The 23,267-nt window shown below is 32.4% G+C and carries 23 protein-coding genes and 1 tRNA gene; 17 read left to right on the top strand and 7 right to left on the bottom strand.

The window, feature by feature from the left end:
- Window positions 1-121: 121 nt before the first annotated feature.
- Both ACWODM_RS15100 and ACWODM_RS15095 read right to left on the bottom strand, forming a co-directional pair.
- Complete coding sequence (locus tag ACWODM_RS15100) at window positions 122-1,039, bottom strand: phage integrase SAM-like domain-containing protein (protein ID WP_455322173.1); 918 nt, start codon at window positions 1,037-1,039, stop codon at window positions 122-124.
- 81 nt (window positions 1,040-1,120) lie between these two features.
- The gene (locus ACWODM_RS15095; RefSeq protein WP_455322172.1) at window positions 1,121-1,333 is read right to left on the bottom strand and encodes a helix-turn-helix domain-containing protein; all 213 of its coding nucleotides are present in this window, start codon (window positions 1,331-1,333) and stop codon (window positions 1,121-1,123) included.
- Window positions 1,334-1,477: 144 nt separating this feature from the next.
- Here ACWODM_RS15095 and ACWODM_RS15090 point away from each other — a divergent pair.
- Both ACWODM_RS15090 and ACWODM_RS15085 read left to right on the top strand, forming a co-directional pair.
- Window positions 1,478-1,550: transfer RNA gene (locus ACWODM_RS15090), tRNA-Lys, on the top strand.
- A gap of 206 nt (window positions 1,551-1,756) precedes the next feature.
- Window positions 1,757-1,942: a hypothetical protein gene (locus ACWODM_RS15085; RefSeq protein ID WP_455322175.1), complete on the top strand. Its 186-nt coding sequence runs from the start codon at window positions 1,757-1,759 to the stop codon at window positions 1,940-1,942.
- A 386-nt stretch (window positions 1,943-2,328) separates the two neighbouring features.
- Here the strand turns inward: ACWODM_RS15085 and ACWODM_RS15080 are convergent, their stop codons facing one another.
- Both ACWODM_RS15080 and ACWODM_RS15075 read right to left on the bottom strand, forming a co-directional pair.
- Window positions 2,329-2,559, bottom strand: a complete 231-nt coding sequence (locus ACWODM_RS15080) for a helix-turn-helix domain-containing protein (protein WP_455322171.1) — start codon at window positions 2,557-2,559, stop codon at window positions 2,329-2,331.
- Window positions 2,556-2,978 carry an RNA polymerase sigma factor gene (locus ACWODM_RS15075; RefSeq protein WP_455322170.1) on the bottom strand — a complete coding sequence of 141 codons (423 nt, stop codon included), beginning with the start codon at window positions 2,976-2,978 and terminating at the stop codon, window positions 2,556-2,558. The genes ACWODM_RS15080 and ACWODM_RS15075 overlap by 4 nt, the downstream gene beginning before the upstream one ends.
- A gap of 418 nt (window positions 2,979-3,396) precedes the next feature.
- Here ACWODM_RS15075 and ACWODM_RS15070 point away from each other — a divergent pair, with 418 nt between their 5' ends.
- Complete coding sequence (locus tag ACWODM_RS15070) at window positions 3,397-3,759, top strand: helix-turn-helix domain-containing protein (protein ID WP_455322169.1); 363 nt, start codon at window positions 3,397-3,399, stop codon at window positions 3,757-3,759.
- Between the two features lie 139 nt (window positions 3,760-3,898).
- Here the strand turns inward: ACWODM_RS15070 and ppdK are convergent, their stop codons facing one another.
- Entirely contained in the window at window positions 3,899-6,508 is a 2,610-nt protein-coding gene (gene ppdK / locus ACWODM_RS15065) for a pyruvate, phosphate dikinase (RefSeq protein WP_455322168.1), read from the bottom strand.
- A 182-nt stretch (window positions 6,509-6,690) separates the two neighbouring features.
- Here ppdK and ACWODM_RS15060 point away from each other — a divergent pair, with 182 nt between their 5' ends.
- Together ACWODM_RS15060 and ACWODM_RS15055 are read left to right on the top strand one after the other, a co-directional pair.
- Window positions 6,691-7,320: a helix-turn-helix transcriptional regulator gene (locus ACWODM_RS15060; protein ID WP_455322167.1), complete on the top strand. Its 630-nt coding sequence runs from the start codon at window positions 6,691-6,693 to the stop codon at window positions 7,318-7,320.
- Window positions 7,321-7,333: 13 nt separating this feature from the next.
- Window positions 7,334-8,152 (top strand): pyruvate, water dikinase regulatory protein, encoded by an 819-nt coding sequence (locus ACWODM_RS15055; RefSeq protein ID WP_455322166.1) that lies wholly within the window; start codon window positions 7,334-7,336, stop codon window positions 8,150-8,152.
- Window positions 8,153-8,227: 75 nt separating this feature from the next.
- Here ACWODM_RS15055 and ACWODM_RS15050 read toward each other — a convergent pair whose 3' ends face one another.
- Together ACWODM_RS15050 and ACWODM_RS15045 are read right to left on the bottom strand one after the other, a co-directional pair.
- Window positions 8,228-9,400 carry an IS256 family transposase gene (locus ACWODM_RS15050; protein ID WP_455322165.1) on the bottom strand — a complete coding sequence of 391 codons (1,173 nt, stop codon included), beginning with the start codon at window positions 9,398-9,400 and terminating at the stop codon, window positions 8,228-8,230.
- Between the two features lie 215 nt (window positions 9,401-9,615).
- Window positions 9,616-10,383: a DeoR/GlpR family DNA-binding transcription regulator gene (locus ACWODM_RS15045; RefSeq protein ID WP_455322164.1), complete on the bottom strand. Its 768-nt coding sequence runs from the start codon at window positions 10,381-10,383 to the stop codon at window positions 9,616-9,618.
- A 128-nt stretch (window positions 10,384-10,511) separates the two neighbouring features.
- Between ACWODM_RS15045 and ACWODM_RS15040 the strand changes: the two genes are divergently transcribed.
- The 12 genes from ACWODM_RS15040 (at window position 10,512) to ACWODM_RS14985 (ending at window position 23,096) form a co-directional block, all read left to right on the top strand.
- A complete protein-coding gene (locus tag ACWODM_RS15040; RefSeq protein WP_455322174.1) occupies window positions 10,512-11,378 on the top strand; it encodes a ketose-bisphosphate aldolase in 867 nt (288 codons plus the stop codon).
- Window positions 11,379-11,541: 163 nt separating this feature from the next.
- A complete protein-coding gene (locus ACWODM_RS15035; protein WP_455322163.1) occupies window positions 11,542-14,160 on the top strand; it encodes a sigma 54-interacting transcriptional regulator in 2,619 nt (872 codons plus the stop codon).
- A gap of 137 nt (window positions 14,161-14,297) precedes the next feature.
- Window positions 14,298-14,699, top strand: coding sequence for a PTS sugar transporter subunit IIA (locus tag ACWODM_RS15030; RefSeq protein ID WP_455322162.1), 402 nt, complete (start codon window positions 14,298-14,300; stop codon window positions 14,697-14,699).
- A 26-nt stretch (window positions 14,700-14,725) separates the two neighbouring features.
- Entirely contained in the window at window positions 14,726-15,229 is a 504-nt protein-coding gene (locus tag ACWODM_RS15025) for a PTS sugar transporter subunit IIB (RefSeq protein WP_455322161.1), read from the top strand.
- Between the two features lie 22 nt (window positions 15,230-15,251).
- Complete coding sequence (locus ACWODM_RS15020) at window positions 15,252-16,049, top strand: PTS mannose/fructose/sorbose/N-acetylgalactosamine transporter subunit IIC (protein ID WP_455322160.1); 798 nt, start codon at window positions 15,252-15,254, stop codon at window positions 16,047-16,049.
- On the top strand, window positions 16,046-16,870 hold the full coding sequence (locus tag ACWODM_RS15015; protein WP_455322159.1) for a PTS system mannose/fructose/sorbose family transporter subunit IID: 825 nt from the start codon (window positions 16,046-16,048) through the stop codon (window positions 16,868-16,870). The genes ACWODM_RS15020 and ACWODM_RS15015 overlap by 4 nt, the downstream gene beginning before the upstream one ends.
- A gap of 17 nt (window positions 16,871-16,887) precedes the next feature.
- Window positions 16,888-17,580, top strand: coding sequence for a transaldolase family protein (locus ACWODM_RS15010; protein ID WP_455322158.1), 693 nt, complete (start codon window positions 16,888-16,890; stop codon window positions 17,578-17,580).
- 249 nt (window positions 17,581-17,829) lie between these two features.
- Window positions 17,830-19,218 (top strand): PTS mannitol transporter subunit IICB, encoded by a 1,389-nt coding sequence (locus ACWODM_RS15005; RefSeq protein WP_455322157.1) that lies wholly within the window; start codon window positions 17,830-17,832, stop codon window positions 19,216-19,218.
- Window positions 19,219-19,242: 24 nt separating this feature from the next.
- A complete protein-coding gene (locus tag ACWODM_RS15000; RefSeq protein ID WP_455322156.1) occupies window positions 19,243-20,724 on the top strand; it encodes a BglG family transcription antiterminator in 1,482 nt (493 codons plus the stop codon).
- Between the two features lie 5 nt (window positions 20,725-20,729).
- Window positions 20,730-21,893 carry a mannitol-1-phosphate 5-dehydrogenase gene (locus tag ACWODM_RS14995; RefSeq protein WP_455322155.1) on the top strand — a complete coding sequence of 388 codons (1,164 nt, stop codon included), beginning with the start codon at window positions 20,730-20,732 and terminating at the stop codon, window positions 21,891-21,893.
- A 1-nt stretch (window position 21,894) separates the two neighbouring features.
- Window positions 21,895-22,344, top strand: coding sequence for a PTS sugar transporter subunit IIA (locus ACWODM_RS14990; protein WP_455322154.1), 450 nt, complete (start codon window positions 21,895-21,897; stop codon window positions 22,342-22,344).
- Between the two features lie 59 nt (window positions 22,345-22,403).
- Window positions 22,404-23,096 carry a transaldolase family protein gene (locus ACWODM_RS14985; RefSeq protein WP_455322153.1) on the top strand — a complete coding sequence of 231 codons (693 nt, stop codon included), beginning with the start codon at window positions 22,404-22,406 and terminating at the stop codon, window positions 23,094-23,096.
- The last annotated feature ends 171 nt before the right edge of the window (window positions 23,097-23,267 follow it).

The following is a 23,267-nucleotide window of genomic DNA, read 5'->3' as shown; positions in this document are numbered from 1 at the left end:
ATTTAGTTGAATAACAGATAAAAAATTCTGGAAATAGTCATCCTCTGCGTCAGCACTATTCGTTTTTAACATTTTTCAGAAAAACAAATAATCTGAATATTCTTACTCTATTTGTGCAACACTAGTGATATTCATTATCTTCTTCCAAATAGTTATCACCGAAAAGTTTTCTGTTTTGCTGCTGCCATTCTTTTTGCTTCATTATCTTTTCTTCAATATATGGAATGAGAGGCATAGAACGATAGCTAGGATCATTTTTTGTTTGATTTTTTTTAATCAATCTTCCATACTCGCGTGGATCTTCCAAAACAACATGTTTAATCTTAAATTTTTTGTTAACAAAATCAAACGCATCCCATTTCAAACCAAGTACTTCACTACGACGCAAACCGTAAAATCCAGTCAACAATACGACCAGCCAAATTTTTTCTCCTTCTATAGCGGCTAGAAGTTCATTTAATTCCTTACTTGTATAAAACTGAGGAATAAATTGCCGCTTCTTAGGTTTAGCGACTCGGTCAGCTATATTATTTGGAATATAATCCATATTGACTGCATGTTGTAAAGCTTTTCGAATATATGCGTGGTAATGAATCGCTGTATTAGCAGTACAACCATCATCCAAGATAGATTCATAAAACTTTTGAAGATGAATAGGGCGTAATGAAGTCAAAGGTAAACGACTGGCTTCAAAAAAATGTTTGATTCTGGTTTTGACTAATTTGTGATAACTAATAAATGTTAATTCAGAAACATTTTGTTTTGCTATCTTCAAATAGTCATGCAAGTAATCAAAGAAAGTAATGTCTATTTTTTGTTCCCAATCAAAATGAGTTTTATGTTCATTTTCTTTCTCTGCAAATTCTTTTTCTAACTCAGATAAGAATTCATTCTTAATTTTTTCAGCCCGTTTCTTGTTACCTTTTTTCTTCAATTTGGTATCACGCCATCTTTGTCTTGAAACGCCTAATATATCTTTATAAGTGACAACAACTTGTAATGTTCCACGTTTTTCAACGATATTTGCTCTTAAATCCAATTTAATTCCTCCTAAATTGAAAAAGCGAGCAATGAAAAACACCTTTTGATAACCCAATTATATCAGCAATGGTATTTGACATCAGCCCTTAGAATCTATAAGAATCAAGTAATCAACAACTGCTTTCTTTGGAATTTTATATTTCCTGCCAATTCGTACATGTTGAATCGCATTACTTTTTAAAAGTTCATACGCTTTATTTTTTCCAATATTACCTAATACTTTCCTTAAATCATCGACAGTTAACAAATCAGAATAGTTTTCAACTAAAGATTCGTAGTAACTTGGACTCATAAAAATCTCCTTTCAAAAAATAAATAATGAAAAGCTGTTGCAATCTAAAGTAAGCGGGTGTAAGATAATAAAGTGTTAATTGAGTAACAGAAAACATTCTAGAATGTTCTCTTTGTTTTTTTAACACTAATTTATTGTTATTTTGGGGGTATAGCTCAGTTGGTAGAGCAAATGACTCTTAATCATTGGGTCTAGGGTTCGAGTCCCTATGCCCCCATGGGTGCCAAACCCACGAAGCCGGAGAATTGTTGGTGCGAAAGCATTTCGAAAACGATTCTCGCGGCTTCTTTTTTTGTTATAAAAAGATAAATATTTTGTTGCCTTATACTTTATATTTGTTTTACTCTCCCCTCTTCAAAAATCCAAAGAAACCACTAGAGTACCCTCTCAAATTGCAGAAAGCCCACTGTAGTGGTATAATCGATTCGCAAAATTCTTACTGAAAGCACGGCAAAAGCCATTTCTGAAGCAACAAATATTGGTTTAAGTTCAATTAAGAAATTAAAAAGCGGTGAACGATCTGTCGAAAAAATGAATTTGGCAGATGCCATCAAATTAACAGATTTTGCTAAAAAGAACATATCTGCTGAAATCAATATCTGGAAATAAGAGATACAAGCGTTTCTACATAATTAGATGGTCTAGGAAGACCCACAGAACTTTCATCTCTTCTCATACTTGGAGAAGCTACCCAATGCGGTGAAGCGTTCAAGGTAGGTGTATCATTATCTCAATTTACATATCTTCGCACTTTCAAGATCCCAAGGTGAAAGTTGTAAATCAAACGGAATCGCTTATTCTTAAAAGAAATCATGGCGTGTTTGTTTAGCTAGCTCCATATAAATTGAACGTATCTAATTATGGTATTTAGTTTTCAATGAACAATAGGCTTATTAACCTATGAAAATTAATCAAAGAATCATTAACTTTCATAGATTAATAAATGAATGAGGAAGTGTGATAAAAAGTGAGAGCACTCCCTCATTTGTAAGTAATTATTCGATTTCAAATGACAGAATTTTAGTTAATAAACGCGTTTCTAATCTTCCAAACAATGTTTCATCAAGTATCATATGTGAGTTTCCAAGATCATCAATCATAGGGCGTAGTGAACATTTAATAAGATAAGGACGGAAATGACTTTTTATTCGCTCAATTGCATCGAGATCACCGTCAGTTGCATACAAAATTGTTTCAAAAGGGATTCTAGAATAGATTTCTTTCATTGTGCATGCTCCTCTATGAATTTTTTCATTTCGGCTAGACCATTGAGTTTATGTTCATTGACTGTAGAACGACTCAAACTAAGTAATTCAGAAATTTCTAAGTCATTCATTTCTATAAAATAATAAAGTAAAATAATAGTTCTCTTTTTTTCAGATAGACTTTCCAATGCGTCACCTAACAGTTCATTTTCAACGCCAATTGTGAGTCCATTTAATTTGAAAAATTTAAAATCGATTGAATAAGTATCTACAACTGAAAATTGATTCACTACGTAATCTTCTATTTGTGAAAATGAAATTTCTTTTTTTGAAATGCGTGAAAGGTGTTTTAAATAGTCAATACGCTCGTCTTTCATCGCTCGCTTGCAAATAAAATCAAATTGTTTTTCTACCGTAAGTTGAAACAGTGAGGATTCCATATCAACACCTCCTTTCGTAATATAACCCGACAGGAAAGCGTGATATGACGGAATTAATGAGGATAAATTGTAAAAAAATAGCAAAAAAGACAGAAAACAATAAAATTTTATTGTTTTTTGTCTTTTTAATTCCTGTTATGTGATATAAAAAACCGTATGAATTGCTGAATAATCCTGTTACTAGGCTAATGATTTTTTTAACGATACAAATAATATAATTTTTCTGTTAAATAAAAGAAACATAAAAAAACTCCTTTAATGTATCATTGTTACCTAAGTTAAAAGTATAGATAAATTAGGTAACAATGAATTTTTTATTTCAATGCAATATTTTGAAGTATAAAAAACCTAGCTATACGTTTTTCTATACCTGTATGAAGTTCTTGGTGAACAGTAAAATGTATAGGGGTGGTTTGTTATGCGTAAAAAAGAGGATAAATATAATTTTTCAGAATTTGGATTAGCTATAAAACAAGCACGGATGAAACAAGGATTAACTAGAGAACAGGTTGGTTCAATAATAGAAATAGATCCTAGATATCTAACAAATATAGAAAATAAAGGACAACATCCTAGTATTCAGGTTTTGTATGACTTAGTATCATTATTAAATGTTTCGGTAGATGAGTTCTTTTTACCAGAAATTATATTAGAGAAGACATCTAAGCGAAGACAATTAGAACACCAACTAAATGAGTTGTCAGATACATATTTAATCATTTTAGAACATACCATTCAAGGAATAATTTATTCTAAGAAAAATTATTTAAGCAATGATTGAAAAAAATTCACAAATTTATTAGGAAATAAACAATAGAACAGGCTTTGAATAATTAATTTTGAATTATTCAAAGCCTGTTTTTCAATTTATATTCATGTAATTTAAACGAATTCTTTAAAATTCAAGTTTCTAATAAGTATTAACTTTTCAAATTTGCTTGAGCAACAGCTAATCGAGCTGCTGGAATTCTGTAAGGAGAACAAGAAACATAATCAATGCCAATATTTTGGAAGAAAGGAATGGAATTCGGATCGCCACCAACTTCGCCACAGATACCAATCATCATATTTTTCTTTTGATGACGAGCTTTAGAAACTGCAAGTTTGATTAATTCTCCGACACCAGCTTTATCAAGTGTCTGGAACGGATCTTGAACCATAATTTCTTTTTCTTTATAACTATTAATAAATTTTCCAATATCATCTCGTGAAAAACCAAATGTCATCTGTGTTAAATCGTTCGTACCAAAACTGAAGAAGTCTGCGTTTTCCGCTAGTTGATCTGCAATGATGCAAGCACGAGGTAACTCAATCATTGTACCAATTTCATATGGAAAAGGATCTACCTGATGTTCTTTAAAAGTTTGTTCAATTGTTTCGATTAAAAAATCTTTGACATTTTTTAATTCATTTTTTTCAGAAACTAAAGGGACCATTACTTCTGGACAAACGCTAAGTCCTTCTTTTGCCAAACGAATAGCGCTATTAAAAATAGCTTTCACTTGCATTTGATATATACGTGGTTCAGTAATACCCAACCGACATCCACGATGACCTAACATAGGATTTGTTTCTTGTAGTTTTTCAATTTGTTTGCTGACATCAGAAGGATACCTATTTAATTGTTCAGCAAGAGCATTTATTTCATTTGTATCATGAGGGAAAAATTCATGCATTGGTGGATCTAATAAGCGAATCACCATTGGTTTATCTTGTACTGCTTTAAACATATGGTAAAAGTCTTCTTGTTGGAAAGTTAATAGTTTGTTTAAAGCAAATTCAAATTCTTGTTCATTTTCAGCTAAAATCAATCGTCTCATTTCTAAGACTCGTTCTTCCCCAAAGAACATATGCTCTGTTCGTGATAAACCAATACCCGTTGCTCCAAACTCCATAGCTGTTTGTAAATCTGCAATAGTTTCTGCATTTGCTCGAACCAATAATTGTGCATTTTCGTCTGCCCATGAAAGCAATGTTTGTAGATTTTGATCATTTTCTACTACAATTGTTGGGATTTCACCTAAATAGATACAACCTGAGCTGCCATCCACAGAAATGACATCGCCTTCAACCAATCTAGTATTTCCACAAATAATTGTTTTTGATTCTTCATGTACAACTAATGCTTCACAACCAGTTATACAACAAGTTCCCATTCCTCGAGCAACAACAGCCGCATGAGAAGTCATACCACCTCTACTTGTTACAATTGCTTCACTTACAATCATTCCTTCAATATCTTCAGGAGAAGTTTCTTGACGAACTAAAATAACTTTTTTTCCAAGTAGTTGATATTCTTTTGCTTTTTCGGCAGTAAAAACAATTTCTCCAGATGCTGCTCCAGGGCTGGCTGGAAGACCTTTTGCCAATAGTGTTGCTTGAGTTAGTTCTTTTTCATCAAAAACAGGATGAATTAATTGATCAATAGTAGTTGGAGAAATACGTAATAGTGCTTCTTGTCGCGAAATGCTATTTTCGGCTACTAAATCTAACGTAATTTTCAACGCTGCTTTAGCCGTACGTTTTCCATTTCTTGTTTGTAGAATAAATAGTTGACCATTTTCAATCGTGAATTCAATGTCTTGCATATCTTTATAATGTTGTTCGAGAATTTCGGCATATTCAATAAAGCTTTTGTAAGTATCAGGAAGAATTGTTTGTAGTGACTGAATTGGTTCAGGTGTTCGAATGCCTGCAACAACATCTTCACCTTGTGCATTAATTAAAAATTCACCAAATAGTTTATTTTCACCTGTAGCTGGATTTCTTGTAAATACAACCCCAGTACCACTTTTATTTCCACTATTACCAAAAACCATCGATTGAATATTCACAGCAGTTCCTAAATGATGAGGGATATGATGTAATTCACGGTAGACCTTTGCCCGTTGATTATTCCAAGACTTAAACACTGCTTTAATTGCTTCAAACAACTGTTCTACAGGGTCTTGAGGGAATTCAACATTGTTTTCAAAAAAAAGTTTTTTATATGAATCAATTAATAGTTTTTGTTCATCTTCACTGAATGCTTGTTTCTTCTTATTTAGTCGTTTTTCTAAAATCTGTGTTAAATTAGTAAATTTATCTTTATTAATACCATAGACAACATCACCAAACATTTGTAATAACCGATGGTAGCAGTCATAAGCAAATGAAATATTAGTTAATGTTGCAAAAGAGTGCACACGAGTATCGTTTAAGCCTAAATTTAAAATAGTATCCATCATTCCAGGCATCGATGAGGCTGCGCCACTTCGAACAGATACAAGTAAAAGACTGCTACTATCTGTGAATGACTTGCTTGTTTTTTTCTCTAATTTTTTAATCGCTTTCAAAATATCTTGTTTTAAAGATTCTTCAAAAAAACTATCCTTGTCCAAAAAATTCATACAACTTTTGGTAGTAATTGTAAAACCAGGAGGAACAGGTAAGCCTAAATTTGTCATTTCTGCCAAGTTTGCCCCTTTCCCACCTAATAAATCTTTGTCTTTACTACTTCCATCTTCAAAAAAGTAAATCCATTTACTCATAATATACCTCCTGAAATCATATATGTGTCATATTGTGTTCTAAAACATCTTAATATGACACACATATAATTGTCAATAGTTAAAATAAAAACATAATTAAGTTGAAAAAAATAAATCATGTGTATAATAATACGCATGAAGCGGATATATGCACATGATTAAACAATAAGTAGGAGAAGAAAATGAATCTAAGTGATAGACAAAAACAAATTATAGAAATAGTAAAGAAATATCAACCTGTAAGTGGTGAGAAAATTTCTGAGTTATTAGATGTATCGCGAGCAACCTTACGTTCTGACTTATCATTTTTAACAATGGCAGAAATTTTACAGGCAACACCTAAAGTTGGCTATACTTATTCAGGATCAAACTTGGAATCGTTATTTTTTTATCGAATATTTAGTACAAAGGTAGAAGAAATTATGATGCCACCAGTTATGATTAAAGCAGATACATCCATCAGAGAGGCTATAACGACATTGTTTATGTATGATGTTGGATCATTATATGTCATGGATGAAGAGCATCTTTTGGTAGGAACCTTATCTCGAAAAGATTTATTACGAGCTTCTCTAAATTCAGATATTGATGGTACACCTGTAGCTGTATGTATGACGCGTGTACCGCATATCAAAACATGTACAAAAGAAATAAGTATCCTAGAAGCTGCTTCGGTTTTACAAGATTTTGAGATAGATTCTTTACCTGTCGTAGAAGTAACAAATGAAAAACAAGTAGTTGGAAAAATCACGAAGACAAGAATACTAAACTTTATTACAAAACATGCAAGAGATGCAGAATTAAAGAGATAGAGGAGATAGGAAAATGAAAAATGAAATTGTTGTTTACACCATTTCAGATTCTTTAGGGGAAACGTCACAAAAATTATTGTCAGCTGTTAGCGTACAATATCCAAATTTAATCTTCAATAATAATTATCAGTTTCCATTTGTGAATAGAAAAGATGAATTATTAGAAATTTTAAAAGATGCTTTAAAAGATAATGCAATTGTTGTGAGTACTTTGGTTAATACACAATTAGCGGAACTTGCACAATCATTTAGCCGTCGAACTGGTTTGCAGTATTTAGATTTGATGAATCCTTTTTTTGAACTGATTAAGGCCAGAACTGGTGCAAAACCAATTGAAGAGCCTGGTATTGTGCATAAATTAGACACAGAATATTTCAATAAAATTGCTGCTATAGAATTTGCAGTAAAATACGATGATGGTAAAAATCCCCAAGGCTTTTTAGAATCGGATGTTGTTATATTAGGCGTATCTCGTACGTCTAAAACACCACTAAGTATGTATTTAGCAAATAAAGGCTATAAAGTTTCCAATTTACCTCTTATTCCAGAAGTTCCTGTACCTGAGCTTCTAAATAAAGTTGATCAAAAGAAAATTATTGGTTTACTTTGTCATCCAGATAACTTATCAAGAATCAGAACAAACCGTCTAGATTCGTTAGGGTTAAATCATCATTCAAATTATACTGATTTGGAAAAAATTTATAAAGAACTCGAATATTCTAAACAAGTATTTAAAGAATTTGGGGCATATATGATTGATATGACTGATAAATCAGTGGAAGAAACAGCTTATATGGTAGAAGAATATTTGAAAAAGCAGAGTTACTTATAAGTTAAAAAAGCCGTAATTAAAAATAGTCAAGTCCACAATCCTGTGTAAAATACTATACAATGCTCTCACTATTTTTTACTTGGCAAATTTAATATATTTTCTTGATGAAGAAAGCCACTCATCGTGTTGATCAATAAGGACTGCTCCGATTAAAAGATTGGCTGAAACGCAGTTTGGAAAGATACGAATAATTTTTTCTCTTCTGCGCACTTCTTGATTCAGTCGTTCAATTAGATTGGTACTCTTTAGTCGATTGTGGGAATTTCCTTGTACGGTATATTGAAAGGCGTCTTCGAATCCATCATCCAATGATGCGCAAGCTTTTGAATATTTTGGTTGATCGATATAATCATGAATCAATCGATTTTTAGCCTCACGAGCTAAGTTAATATCTGTGAACTTAAAAATTCCTTTAAAAGCTTCTCTGAAAGATTTTGAATTTTTTTTAGGAATGGTGGTAAAGATATTTCTTAGGAAGTGAACTTGGCATCTTTGCCAACTTGCGTTGGTGAAGGATTTTCTAATGGCAGAGACTAATCCTTTGTGCGCATCAGAAATAACGAGTTCTGTACCTTGTAAACCGCGTTCTTTTAGGTATTCAAAAAATGTTATCCAGGTCTCTTCGCTTTCGCCACTTTGAATCATGAAGCCGATAATTTCACGGTCGCCATCTTTGGTTATTCCAATCGCTATATGACAGCTTTTTGAGAGTACTCGATTTTCTTCTCGTACTTTTATATAGAGTACATCGGTCATTAAGTAAGGATAATTTTTTTCTGATAATAAACGATTCTGCCACTCGTTAACCATTGGTTCTAGCTGTTCTGTTAAGCTAGAAACGAAGGACTTAGAGACGGATTTACCACAAAGTTCTTCCACAATTTTTGATACTTTACGAGTTGAAACGCCTGATACATACATTTCCAACATTGAAGCAATGAGGGCTTTTTCGTTTCGTTGATAACGTTCAAACACTGTGGGTGAAAAATGGCCATCACGTGTTCTGGGTACTTTTAATTCTAGCGTGCCTATACGTGTCGTAAAGCTGCGCTCATAATAGCCATTTCGTTGACTTTGTCGGTTTTCTGTTCGTTCATATTCTTTTGCTTGAATATATTCTGTTCGTTGATTTTCCATTAGTTGATTAAATACCGTTGTTAAAATATTTTTAGAAACGTCATCCTTTACAGAATATTCAATAATGCTTTGAATCTCTTCGCTTTTCAGTGTAAAATGTACTTGGGTCATGTAAAAGTCCTCCTGGGTATGTTTTTGTCGTTAAAAACATTGTACCGTAAAAGGACTGTTACATGGCCTTTTTACTTTTACACAATTATAAGGACTTTATCTTAAAAATTGCGGCTTTTTGTGTGAATAAAATTATTGGTAGATTAAGAAAAAAGTTATGATAGACTTCATTACTTAAGACTAGATTAGCTTATACAATATATTGTCATTTTGTTTTAAAAAGAGACAACTTCAATATTTTGCTCAAAAAAGAAATTTTTATAATCCATAGATAAAGTAGAATTTGTTACGATAAAGTCTAAAGAAGGCAGAGAAATACTTAGATGAGGAAACTTTCGATTAAATTTGGAGTTATCAACTAATAAAACTTTTTGATTTGAATTTTTACTAACAATACGTTTTAAGGCTGCTTCTTCTTTCGAGAATTCTGAAATACCAAAATCTTGAGAAATACCTCTGCATGAAAGGAAAGCTATATCAAAGTAACATTTTTCAAGATATTCACATGTGTCTGTTCCGTTGATACTATCTCTATTTGCTAGGACTTTTCCGCCTGTTATATAGACTGAATTGCGCCGATTATTGGAGAGGATGGGAGCAGAAATTAAACTAGTTGTGATAAAGGTGCACCCAGAAATTTCTGGGTGATTCTGAATTTGTTTGGCTAAATAATAAGACGTAGTACTAGAATCTAAAAAAATCGTTTGATTATTACCGATAAAATCAATGCTAAGTTCAGCGATTATTGTTTTTTCCTTCGCATTTTCCAATTGTTTGATTTCAGAGGTTGCCTCAATTTCTCTGGTTTCAAGTGCCATAATACCACCTTTTACTTTTTGAATCAGTCCTTTTTCATACATGTCAGTAATATCCCTTCTAAGAGTGGATTCACTAACAAATAATAACTCGCTCAAATCAGAATAGCTGATATATTTCTTTCTTGAAACGACATCCAATATCTCATTTTTTCTGTTCTTACTCATTTTACTCTCTCCTTCTTGGGAAGATAGAATGGCGAGACTTTTGAAAAAAATTCAAAATGCTTACCAAATAGTTTTATTGACGATTTTTATTTTATACTGTGGACATAATAATGAAAGGGTTTGATATTATGTTAATGGATATGCAAAAAATAGTAAAGACGGCTTATGAAAATAATTTTGCTGTAGGAGCATTTAATGTTGCAAATAGTGAATTTGTTAAAGCAGTTATTGAGGCTGCTGAAGAGCAACAATCACCTGCGATTATTCAGATTCATCCTTTAGAAATTGAATTGATGGGAGATTCTTTTGTTGCCTATGTTAGAGATGCGATTAATCGAGCGAAAGTTCCAATAGCACTCCATTTAGATCATGGTGGTTCAATCTATGATGTCATGAGGGCAATTAAAAACGGCTATAATTCAGTCATGATTGATGCTTCTCATATGAGTTTTGAAGAGAATATTGCAATTACTCAAAAAGTAGTAGAACTTGCTCATAGTGTAGGTGTAGCAGTAGAAGCAGAATTAGGAACGATTGGTAGCAATGAAGGTAGTGGTGAAGGTGGTGCTGATGTTATTTTATATACAGATCCTGACCAAGCATCAGAGTTTGTTGAAAGAACGGGCATTGATACACTTGCAGTTGCTATTGGTACTTCACACGGAATTTACCCAGAAACAAAAGATCATAAAATTCAAATTGAATTGTTGAAGAAAATTAAAGAGAAAGTTCAAATCCCCATGGTTCTTCATGGTGGATCTGATAATAAGGATGAAGAAATTAGCGAATCCAGCAAGAACGGCATTGCCAAAATCAATTTAGCCTCTGATATGAAACGAGCATTTTACCAGGCTCTACATCAACAATTAAATGATTTTCCATCACAATACGAATCATTTCAAGTAATGCCTTCAGCAACTGAAGCAGCAAAAAGTATTGTCAAAGCAAAAATGGAGTTGTTTGGTTCTGCAAACAAAGCTAAATTATTTAAATGATGAAATAATCTAATGATAAAGAGTTTTAGCATAGAGTAAAGATGCTAAAACTCTTTATTTTATAGCGACAACTTAGATAAGAACAAGATAATTATGAAAAGGTTTTATTTTAAGAAGATGTTTGTTATTCTTAAGTCAATATAAAATGTGGAGAGGGATTATTATGAAGCAAACTGCTGAGGAAAGGATATACGAAGCTCTTTATACACTGGAAAAGAATAAAAAAGAAGGGATAACAGCAAATGAATTGGCTAATTATTTAACTATTAAACGAAACTCTGCCAGTCATTACTTGAATATTTTATTGGAACAAAGAAAAATTTATCGCACAAATACTAAACCAGCAAGATGGACGACTAAAACCTTAAATCCTATAGTAAAAAATGAAGATGTTTTTTCGAGTTTTGTAGGCTTTAAAACAAGCCTTAAAAGCAGTATTCAACAATGTAAAGCAGCGATTGAATATCCTCCTCGAGGGCTGCCTATTATAGTGAACGGTAGGAGTGGTGTGGGAAAAAGTTTTTTAGCATCATTGATTCATGAGTATTGTCTTAAAGAGAAGTTGATTAACGAAGGTGCACCCTTTATTGTTTTAAATTGTGCCGATTATGCTAATAATCCTGAACTTCTCTCTGCTACTTTATTTGGTTATAAAAAAGGAGCATTTACAGGAGCGGACGAAGATAGGACTGGATTAATTGATGAAGCTGATACAGGTATCTTATTTCTAGATGAAGTACATCGTTTGAGTTTTGAGAATCAAGAGAAATTATTTTTGTTAATGGATCAAGGGATTTATCGTCCATTAGGAGATAAAGGACAGGTTCGACACGCCAGTATTCGATTTATTTTTGCGACAACTGAAAAAAATGATCAAGTATTATTGGATACTTTTAGACGTAGAATTCCTGTGAGTATTTATCTTCCCGATTTCCATGAGCGCCCATTTGAAGAACGTATTCAATTAATTCACTTATTTTATAAACAGGAAGCAGTATCGCTTCAAAAAAATATAACAATTGACAGTGAAGCCTTAGAATATTTAAGTTTTTCAAAATTTGAAGGGAACATTGGTCGTTTAAAAAATTTAATCAAACTAAGTTGTGCCAATTCATGGTTGAAAAACAAAGAGAAAGAAAAATTAATCATAGATTTATCGATGTTTCCAGATAACTATAGTGAATCTAAAAACGAAAAAATGATTTACGATTCAGTTGAGATTAGTTGTGAATTGACGGAATCATTTTCTTTGAATTCAGTGATGCCTTATTCTAGAGAGTTAATTGAATCACTATGGGAAGACATTGCTTTTTTTGAATCAAGTGGGTTTAATAAAAATATTTTTGATTTGCTTAAAACAAAAATAAATAAAATTATCAAACAAATCAGTAGTGAGGTAAAAATGACTAGTGATGATGAGATGGGAAATTCTCTAGTGAATAGTTTTATATCAACCATCGAGAAACCGTTGCAAGATCGAGGATTATTGTTTTCACGTAAAGATTTAGAAGTTCTGTATTGGGTATATAAATACTTTCAATTTATTGACTATCGACAAAAAAATACCATTCATTCAGCGTATCAAATTATTAAAGGGAATTTTTCAAAAGAGAATTATATTGCTAAAAAATTGATTAAGCAACTTGCACATTATAATATTTCAAATGAAATTTTTTTAGAAATATTTTTTACATTTTTTATTGCTAGTCGATGGAAATCAAAAGCTAGACTTCAAGGATTAATTGTGACTCATGGAGATAGTACGGCATATAGTATTAGCTCGGTGGTTAACTACTTATGTAAAGATTTTGTGTTTGAATCCGTTGATATGCCAATTGACGTTTCGATAAATGAAATTATTCATAACGTTAGAAAATTTATTGAGCAAATTGATACTCGAGAAGGTTTGGTACTATTAGTTGATATGGGTTCTCTGGGAGAAATGTTTACACAAATTAAAAATAGTCTTGAAGGCGAATTGTTGATTATCAATAATGTCACGACGATGATTGCTTTAGATATAGGAACAAAATTATCGAACGGTCTGTCATTTGATAAAATAGCTTTAGAATCTGCAGAAGGATATGTGAGTGAAGCGAAGTACTACGAAGGAATCTCTAAAGGTGATAATGTTATTGTATCTTGTATTTCAGGATTAGGAATTTCTGAAAAACTAAAAGATATTATTCATGCACGTGTAGATAATCAAAAATTGGCTGTTGTATCTGTAGACTATGAAAAATTGCAAGAAAATGATAAAGTGCAGGAACTATTGAAAGATACTAGATTGATTATCACCACTTCTAATTTGATGATTAAAACAGATACTCCTGTTTTAGAAATAGAGAAATTATGGAGTCCTCAAGGAGAAGAATTATTAAGAAAAGGTTTGAGAGATTCGATTTCGACCAGTGAATTTGAGTTGTTGAAGCAAGACTTGGTTCGCTTTTTCTCAATGGAAGGTATCTCTGACAGATTAACTTTCTTGAATCCGAGTATTGTTATTGCTGATGTTGAACTAATTGTTTCTTCCTATGAAGATTATTATAATATGAATTTCGAACTATTTAAGCGGTTGAATTTATGCATGCATATGTCAATGATGTTAGAAAGATTAATTACTGATAATTCTTCCATAAAAGTTCCCAAAAATGAATATTCCGAACAAGAACTTGAATTTCATCGATTGACCGAAACTATTTTTGATCCTTTAATGCACAAGTACAATATTGAATTGAGTGACTATGAAACACATCTTCTGTATCAATTAGTAATGTCTTAATGTTGATTGTAACGTCAAAAGAATCGTCAGTAACTATTGACGGTTCTTTTTTTTATTTTTTAAAAGCGTTTATATCAAGTGTTATAAAGTTTGGCACACTTATTGCATATAAGAAAGTGAGGGAAGGAGAGAAGTATATGAGAAAAATTTTGATTGCTACTCACGGGCATTTTGCAGAGGGAATAAAAAGTAGTTTGACTATTTTGCTAGGTGAAAGAAATGAAGTGACGACAGTTAGTGCCTATGTTGATGAAACGGATGTTACAAAAGAATATGAAGCTTTTTTCACTTCAGTAATGCCAGAAGATGAAGCGATTGTATTTACAGATTTGTATGGAGGTAGTGTCAATCAACAATTGTTCACTTTAAGCGAGCAGTATAATGCGATTCAAATTACTGGATTTAATTTACCTATTTTATTAGAAATTATTTTGTCTCCAGATAAAGTGACGAAAGACAAAGCAAAGGATTTAATTGAAGCTTGTAGAGAAGAATTAAAAGTAGTTGAACCAGAACATCAAGAAGAAGACTTTTTCTAAAATAACATAACTGAGGAGAGATTTAAATGATTGTTACAATTAGAGTAGATGATAGATTAATTCATGGACAAGTTGCTTTATTATGGACGAAAAAATTACAAGCTGATGGAATTGTTGTCGCAAATGACGCAGCAGCAGCTAATCCTACACAACAAATGACATTGAAAATGGCAGCACCTTATAATGTTAAACTGACCATTAAATCAGTCGAAGATTCAGTTAAATTATTGAATAATCCTAAGGCAGAAAAGATGAGAATTTTTGTTTTAGTTAATTCAATTAAAGACGCATTAAGACTTGTAGAATTATTAGATGGTAAGGGGTTAACAATTAATATTGCTAATGCAGGAAGATTTGATGGGGAAGATATCTCAAAAAAATTAACCTTAACAAAAACGGTGCTAGTAAGTGATTCAGAAATGATTAATCTGAAAAAATTGATTGATTCGGATAATGAAGTGATTTTACAAACACTACCTGATGAGCAAATTAGAAAAGCTTCAGATTTATTGAAAGCACATAATAAATGACGGGAATAAAGGAGGAAAAGAAATGGTAGTTCAAGCATTTCTGTTAGCTATCGTTATGTTTGTAACGTATGGTGGAAACTGGTTAACTGGGCAAAGTATGATTGACCGTCCAATTGTTGTTGGACCACTCGTAGGTTTGGTACTAGGTGACTTGCAATCTGGTGTAATGATTGGAGCTTCATTAGAAGCAGTATTTATGGGAGCCATTAATGTGGGTGGAACTGCAGCTGTCAATCCGGCAGTAGGAACAGTTTTTGGTACAGCATTTGCTATTATTTTAAATGGTGGATCTGAAGTTGCTTTAACATTGGCTATTCCAATCGGGATTTTGGCAGGAGCAATGGAAACATTGATTTCTATCTTATTAAGTGCATCGGCAGAACCATTTGATAGATTAGCAAAAGAAGGAAAAGAAAAAAGTATTATTGCATTGCATTTTGGATTATGGGTATTAAAATTTTTATCATTTTCTATTGTCGTTTTCGTTGCAGTACTTGTGGGGTCAGGTCCGATTAAAGCTTTTGTAGATTCTATTCCAGAAGTAGTGATGAATGGATTAGCAGTTTGTGGCGGATTGCTACCTGCAGCTGGATTTGCAATTCTTTTAAAAATGTTGTGGGAAAAGAAAATCGCTATTTTTTATTTCTTAGGATTCACTTTGGTTGCTTATTTAAAACTACCATTAGTTGCTTTAGCAATTATTGGGACAGTTATTGCCGTCACTGGTGCAATGAGAGACAAAGAAATATTGGATATTAAAAACACCAGAGTAGTAGCTGCTACAACATCTGATGACGATGAGGAGGACTTTTTCGCATGACAGAAATGAACGAATTAACTAAAGAAGACAAAAAAATGTTAAATGCTATTTTTTGGCGCTCTTTCCCACTTTATGCGCAATATAGTTATGCTAAAAATGGTGGAGCTGGTTTCTGTTATGCATTGATGCCAGCAATCAATCGATTCTATAAGAAAAATCAACAAGCAAAAAATGAAGCATTATACCGAAACATTGTTTGGTTTAATACTACAGGAAACTTTTCTTCTTTCATTATGGGGCTAACTGCATCGATGGAAAAAGAAAACAGTGAGAAACCTGATTTTGATGAAACATCAATCAATGCAGTGAAATCTAGTTTGATGGGGCCTATGGCAGGCATCGGAGACTCCATTTTCTGGGGTGTGTTACGAATTATTGCAGCAGGTGTTGCGATTGGATTAGGAAATAATGGGAATATTTTAGCACCGATTGTTTTCATCTTATTGTATAATGTACCATCAATTATTACACGTTATTATGGAACATATTTAGGTTTTACATTAGGATCAAAATATATTGAAAAAATATACTCAAGTGGCGCAATTCACATTATGACTAAAGCAGCAAGCACCTTAGGGTTAATAATGGTTGGGGGAATGACCTCCACAATTGTCACATTCACAGCTAAATTTGAATGGAAACAAGGTGGCGAATCAGTTTTACAACTACAAGATATTTTAGACCAAATCTTGGTTGGAATGGTCCCATTAGGTGTGACACTCCTTTGTTTCTATTTAATGAATAAGAAAGTAAGTTTCAATTTGGTATTAGTTGGAATTGTCGTTTTAGGTATTTTGTTATCTGTACTAGGTATCGCATAAAAGGAGATAGATAAGTAATGATTTATTATATCGATTCAGCTGATTTAACTGTTGTAGAAGAGGCAAATCAAGTCTATCCAATTGCTGGGATTACGATGAACCCAACGATTGTGATGAAGGATTTGAAAGGAGAGAAGATTCCGTTCTTTGAATTAACATCAAACATTCGAGAGGTTATTGGTGATGAGAAAGAATTACATGTTCAGGTGGTAGCGACAACAACTGAAGGAATGATTGCTGATGCGAAAGCTTTAAGAAAAAATATTTCAGGAAATTTATATGTTAAGATTCCAGCTTGTAAAGAAGGATACATTGCAATAGCTGCTTTGAAAGAAGAAGGGATTGCGACAACTGCTACAGCGATTATTGATGTCAATCAAGCGATTTTATCTGCTAAAGCAGGTGCTTCCTATGTAGCGATTTACGTGAACCGCGTCAGTAACATTTCAGCGGATGGGGATAAAGTATTGGCTGATACAGCTAAAGTATTTAAAGAGCATGGATTGGAAGCAAAAGTCCTGGGTGCCTCATTTAAAAATGCACTGCAAGTAGAGCGTGCAGCAGTCAATGGCGTTTATGGGGTAGCTGTAGGCTATGATGTATTTGAAGCCTGTGCAACACATATGTTAACCGATTCTAGTGTTGATCAATTCTTAAAAGATTGGGAAAGTGTATATGGAGCAGGAGTTACTATTGCAGCTTTTGAGTAGTGATAATTTTGGAAGGTAAGTAAAAGTTACAAATTAATGAAAAACGAAGCAACGATGGATTGATGAACCATTGTTGTTTCGTTTTTTATCTTATGATTTGTCAAAAAGCTAATTTTAGTAGTGACAAATACCATGTTTTGAAACGTTTACATAGATTTCTAGTCAATTTATGATAGGGATAACAAAGAAAAAATAAAATGAAAGGGAATTTTAAATTACAAAATATAATTTTCAGAAAAGGGGATATCTATGGAAAACAACACAGGTAGTGTTAGAGTAAAGATTCAAAAATTTGGTAGTTTTTTAAGTGGAATGATTATGCCTAATATTGGGGCTTTTATTGCTTGGGGAATTTTAGCAACATTATTCATTCCAACTGGATGGATTCCTAATGAACAAATAGCAGAAATGGTTGATCCAATGCTACGTTGGGGGTTGCCGATGCTTGTTGCTTACACAAGTGGATACAATGTTTATAAACAACGCGGAGGAGTAATTGCTGTAATTTCCAGCTTAGGTGCAATTATTGGTGCAGAAATGCCAATGTTTCTAGCAGTAATGATTATTTCTCCAACGGTGGCGTTTATACAGAAGAAAGCAGATTCTTTGTTGGATGGAAAAATTAAACCTGGTTTTGAAATGTTAGTAAATAGTTTTGTTATTGGAATATTGGGTGCAATCTTTAGCGTTCTATCTTATTTTGCAATTGGACCAGTAATTGAAGGAATCAACCTTGCATTTATGGGTGGCGTGGAATGGTTGATTGATAATAAGCTATTCCCGTTAGTTGCAATTATAGCTGAGCCTGCTAAGGTCCTATTTTTAAATAATGCACTTTATCATGGTGTTGTTGTTCCTTTGGCAATGAACCAAGTGATGGAAACTGGGAAATCAGTCTTATTTATGACTATTGCAAATCAAGGTCCAGGTCTAGGTGTCTTACTAGCCTATATGTTCTTTGGACGAGGAACAGCGAAACAGTCTGCTCCAGGCGCAATTGTTATTCATTTCTTGGGCGGTATTCATGAAATGTATTTCCCATATGTTTTGATGAATCCATTGCATTTAGTGTCAATTATTGTGAGTGGAGCAGTTGGTTTGTGGACATTTGATTTGTTTGATGCAGGATTAGTTGCTGCCCCCTCTCCAGGTAGTATTTTTGCTATTTTAGCAATGACGGAGAGAAATAGTTTTATTGGAATTATTGTAGGTACATTAATCTCTACAATAATAGCTTTTGTATTGTCGAGTCTAGTAGTGAAATTTCAGAAAAAAACGGAGGAAGAATTGCAACCAATAAATATGAATAGTGATATGGAAGATGTAACAGAAGTCAGTGAATTGCCGTCTTTCAATAACATCAAAAATATTGTATTTGCTTGCGATGCAGGAATGGGATCAAGTGCAATGGGTGCGTCATTGTTAAGAAAAAAAATAAAAGAAAATAACTTAGATATTGATGTGAAAAATTATTCTATTGCCAATATTCCAGATAATGTTGATTTGATTATTACCCATAAAGATTTAACAGATAGAGCTAAACAGGTAAGTCCAAATTCGATTCATGTTTCTGTTGAGAATTTCTTGTCTAGCGATAAATATGATGAAGTTATTAAAAAATTATTGGCTAATAAATAATGATACAGGAGGTCATTGACGAAGGTGTATATAAGTGCGAGAAATCGGGAAATTCTAGAACTTCTATTACTATATGGTGAAGCATCAAAATTTGATTTTATTAATTACTTTCAAATTAGTGAGAGAACTTTGCGTAGGGATCTAAATGAAATCAACGAATACACAAGAAAGTTCTCGCTTATAGTAATAACTAAAGATGACTATTTGATTCTTCAAGGAGAAGATTCAAACAAGAATAAATTAAATAGTTGGATCAATTCTTATGATGGATATGTTTTCTCGTCAACAGAGAGAAAAAGTTTGTTACTGTATTATCTGTTTTATGATATAGGAAGAACCTTATCTGATCTCTCTTTCAAACTAAATGTTTCACCAGATAAAATCAACCAAGAGCTTAATAGTATTAAATCTGAATTTCCAGAAGAATTTAGCTTTCAAATTGAAAAAGCAAAAGGAATTGTTGTACTAAGCAATGAGAACCAAAAAAGATTTTTATTGTATAGGTACATTTATCAGATGTGTAATAAATCATTATCTCAATTCATATTTGCATTTAGAGTGAGTGATATAAGTATTAATAATGTAGCAATTTTAGAATGTGTAAATATTAGTTCTTTAATTGAAATAGAGAAGCGTTTTAGAAGTATTCGTAGTACGCTGTTCAATGTTTCTGATGAAGATTACTTGAAAATTTTACTTTACTTTTCTATTTCTATCGAAAGAATTGACAATGGATACAAATTAGAGGCTTTAAATTTCTCTAACTTTTTTGAAAATACTTTAAATAGAAAGAATAGTTTGTACACATTTATTGTGTCTTTGTTAGATGAACCTGTAAAGTCAACTAGTTCTTCTGTAATTGAGATTAATCACTTATACAATTTTTCATTAGATTTTACAAATCAAGAATCTATAGATACTCTAAATCTGGAAAATCTGGCGGAGTCTTTAATTCAAACAGTAGAAAGAAGATTGAAACTTACACTTAAATCTCGAACTTTAAAAGAAGATCTAACAAATCACTTAATCAGTACGTTTACAGTTAGTAGAGAAAATAATCAGACTTTTTTTGATAAAAAAATGATTACTCAAATAAAAAATGACTACTCAAATATCTATACCATTGTAAAAGAAGAATTACGTAATTTTTTTTTAAAAGAGAGCATTACTGATGATAAGGTTGTATATATTGTTCTGCATTTTGGTGTAGCGTTATTAGAGTTATCTGAAAAAAGAGGATATGACTTATTAGTTGTATGCTCAAGCGGTATGGGTACTTCAAAAATGATTAGTGCTATTTTAAAAAGAAACATACCAGAAATTAATAGTGTGGACACAGTCTCCGTATACAATTTATTTCATGAAGTTGATTTAACAAAATACGATTTAGTTGTTTCTACTATCAATCTTGGTGAAGTACCGTTTTCATATATCGTGATTTCACCAGTTATTACAGAAATTCAAATTAAAGAAATAAAAAACAGATTAGATCAACTAGAGGAGTGATAGTTATGAAAAAAGTTTTACATTTTGGAGCTGGAAATATTGGGAGAGGTTTAATAGGTCAATTGTTTAGTGAGTCAGGGTATGAAATAGTTTTTGTAGATACAAGCGAAGCGTTAGTAACTCTATTAAACGAAAAAAAAGAATATGTTGTTAGTTATTGGGATAACGCACCTTCTTCCACAATCAAAAATTTTAGTGCAATTTTAGGTTCTGATGAGGATAAAGTATTTGAAGAAATCAAAAAGGCTGAACTTATTACGACAGCTGTAACTCCTAATTTTCTTCCAGCTATTGGAAAAGTTCTTGCTAAAGGAATTGCTAAGAGGATTGAAGTTGGGAATGAAACACCACTATCCATTGTAGCTTGTGAAAACATGGAATATGCGACATCTTTTCTAAAAAAAGAAATAGAGAAGAATATTGATACTAATTCATTATCTTATTTAGATAAGTGGGTTTCATTTCCTAATTCAGCAATCGATCGTTTGGTTCCCAATCAAAAAAGTAAAGATGGTTTATCTCTTTCTGTTGAAAAATATTATGAATTAACAATTGAAAAACACAATTTTAAATATTCAGTTCCAGAAATAACTGGAGCAAATTTTGTAGACAATCTACAACCATATATTGAACGAAAATTGTTTGTAGTAAATAATGCACATGCTTCTGTGGGCTACTATGCTTTCAATAAAGGATATAAAAATTTTAAAGAAGCGCTTGATAATGAGGATAATCGATTCTTTTTAAAAGGTATTATTGCTGAAGCAGTTGAGTTATTGATTAAAAAATATCCAGATTTGGAAACGATTTTGACAGAATATGGGAATAAAACATACATCCGATTTACTGAGGATTTTCAAAATGACTCAATAAGTAGAATCTGCCGAAATCCTATTCGGAAACTCTCTAAAAATGAGCGAATTGCTAAACCAACAAGACAATACATCGAAACTTTTCTAAATGTACCTCAATATTTTACAACAGCTTTAGCGTCAGGGTTGTTATATAACAATTCTGAAGACGATGAATCAGTAACGCTTCAAAAAATGTATGATACAAGAGAAGTAAGTGATGTAATTACTGAAGTGACAGGGTTTGAACCTTACACTGCAGCACATACTAAGATTTATGAAAATTATACTAAGGTACATGAAGGGCAGGAAAAATAGTTTGGAATTAAAAATTTTTGATACGAATAATATTATTTTAGAAGCTGATATTAGAGATAAAATAGAAGCCATTGTAACAGCTGGGAAAATTTTAGTTGAAAATGGTTATGTTGCTGAAGAATACATTGACTCGATGCTAGAAAGAGAAAATACTGTGTCAACCTATGTAGGAAATTTTTTAGCAATTCCTCATGGGTCTGATGGTTCTAGTCAATATATCAAACATTCAGGTATTTCATTTATCCAATTAAAAAATGAAGTTAATTTTGGTTCTGAGAGTGATCCAAAACCAGTAAAAATCTTATTCGGTATTTCTGGTATAGAAGATGAACACTTAAATATACTTTCTAAAATTGCCATTTTTGCTTCAGAAATTGAAAATGTTGAATTGTTGGCTAAAGTAACTAATAAAGAAGACGTAATCAAACTACTGGATGAAGTGAATGTGTAAATAAAACCAATTATACATCTATTAAGATGTATGAAAATAAATTTATTGGAGGATGAAAGATGATTTATTATGTAGATTCAGCTGATTTAACTGTTGTAGAAGAGGCAAATCAAGTTTATCCAATTGCTGGGATTACGATGAACCCAACGATTGTGATGAAGGATTTGAAAGGAGAGAAGATTCCGTTCTTTGAATTAACATCAAACATTCGAGAGGTTATTGGTGATGAGAAAGAATTACATGTTCAGGTGGTAGCGACAACAACTGAAGGAATGATTGCTGATGCGAAAGCTTTAAGAAAAAATATTTCAGGAAATTTATATGTTAAGATTCCAGCTTGTAAAGAAGGATACATTGCAATAGCTGCTTTGAAAGAAGAAGGGATTGCGACAACTGCTACAGCGATTATTGATGTCAATCAAGCGATTTTATCTGCTAAAGCAGGTGCTTCCTATGTAGCGATTTACGTGAACCGCGTCAGTAACATTTCAGCGGATGGGGATAAAGTATTGGCTGATACAGCTAAAGTATTTAAAGAGCATGGATTGGAAGCAAAAGTCCTGGGTGCCTCATTTAAAAATGCACTGCAAGTAGAGCGTGCAGCAGTCAATGGCGTTTATGGGGTAGCTGTAGGCTATGATGTATTTGAAGCCTGTGCAACACATATGTTAACCGATTCTAGTGTTGATCAATTCTTAAAAGATTGGGAAAGTGTATATGGAGCAGGAGTTACAATTGCGGATTGTAAATAAGAAAGAAGGAAAAAAGCAATGAATAAAGTTTTTGCAAGTCCATCTGAGTATTGCGGACAGTTTGAGCCACTCATGCGGAATTTAGAGCCAGCGAGTGCGGGAGATAAAACCGGTCAATGCGGAAGATAAGGCCACTGATATATCTTATTATATCAGTGGCCTGCCATTATT

It is taken from the genome of Enterococcus olivae (genome assembly GCF_053760925.1).
The sequence above is the reverse complement of the archived record's forward strand: the minus strand, read 5'-3'. Positions and strand labels throughout refer to the sequence as shown.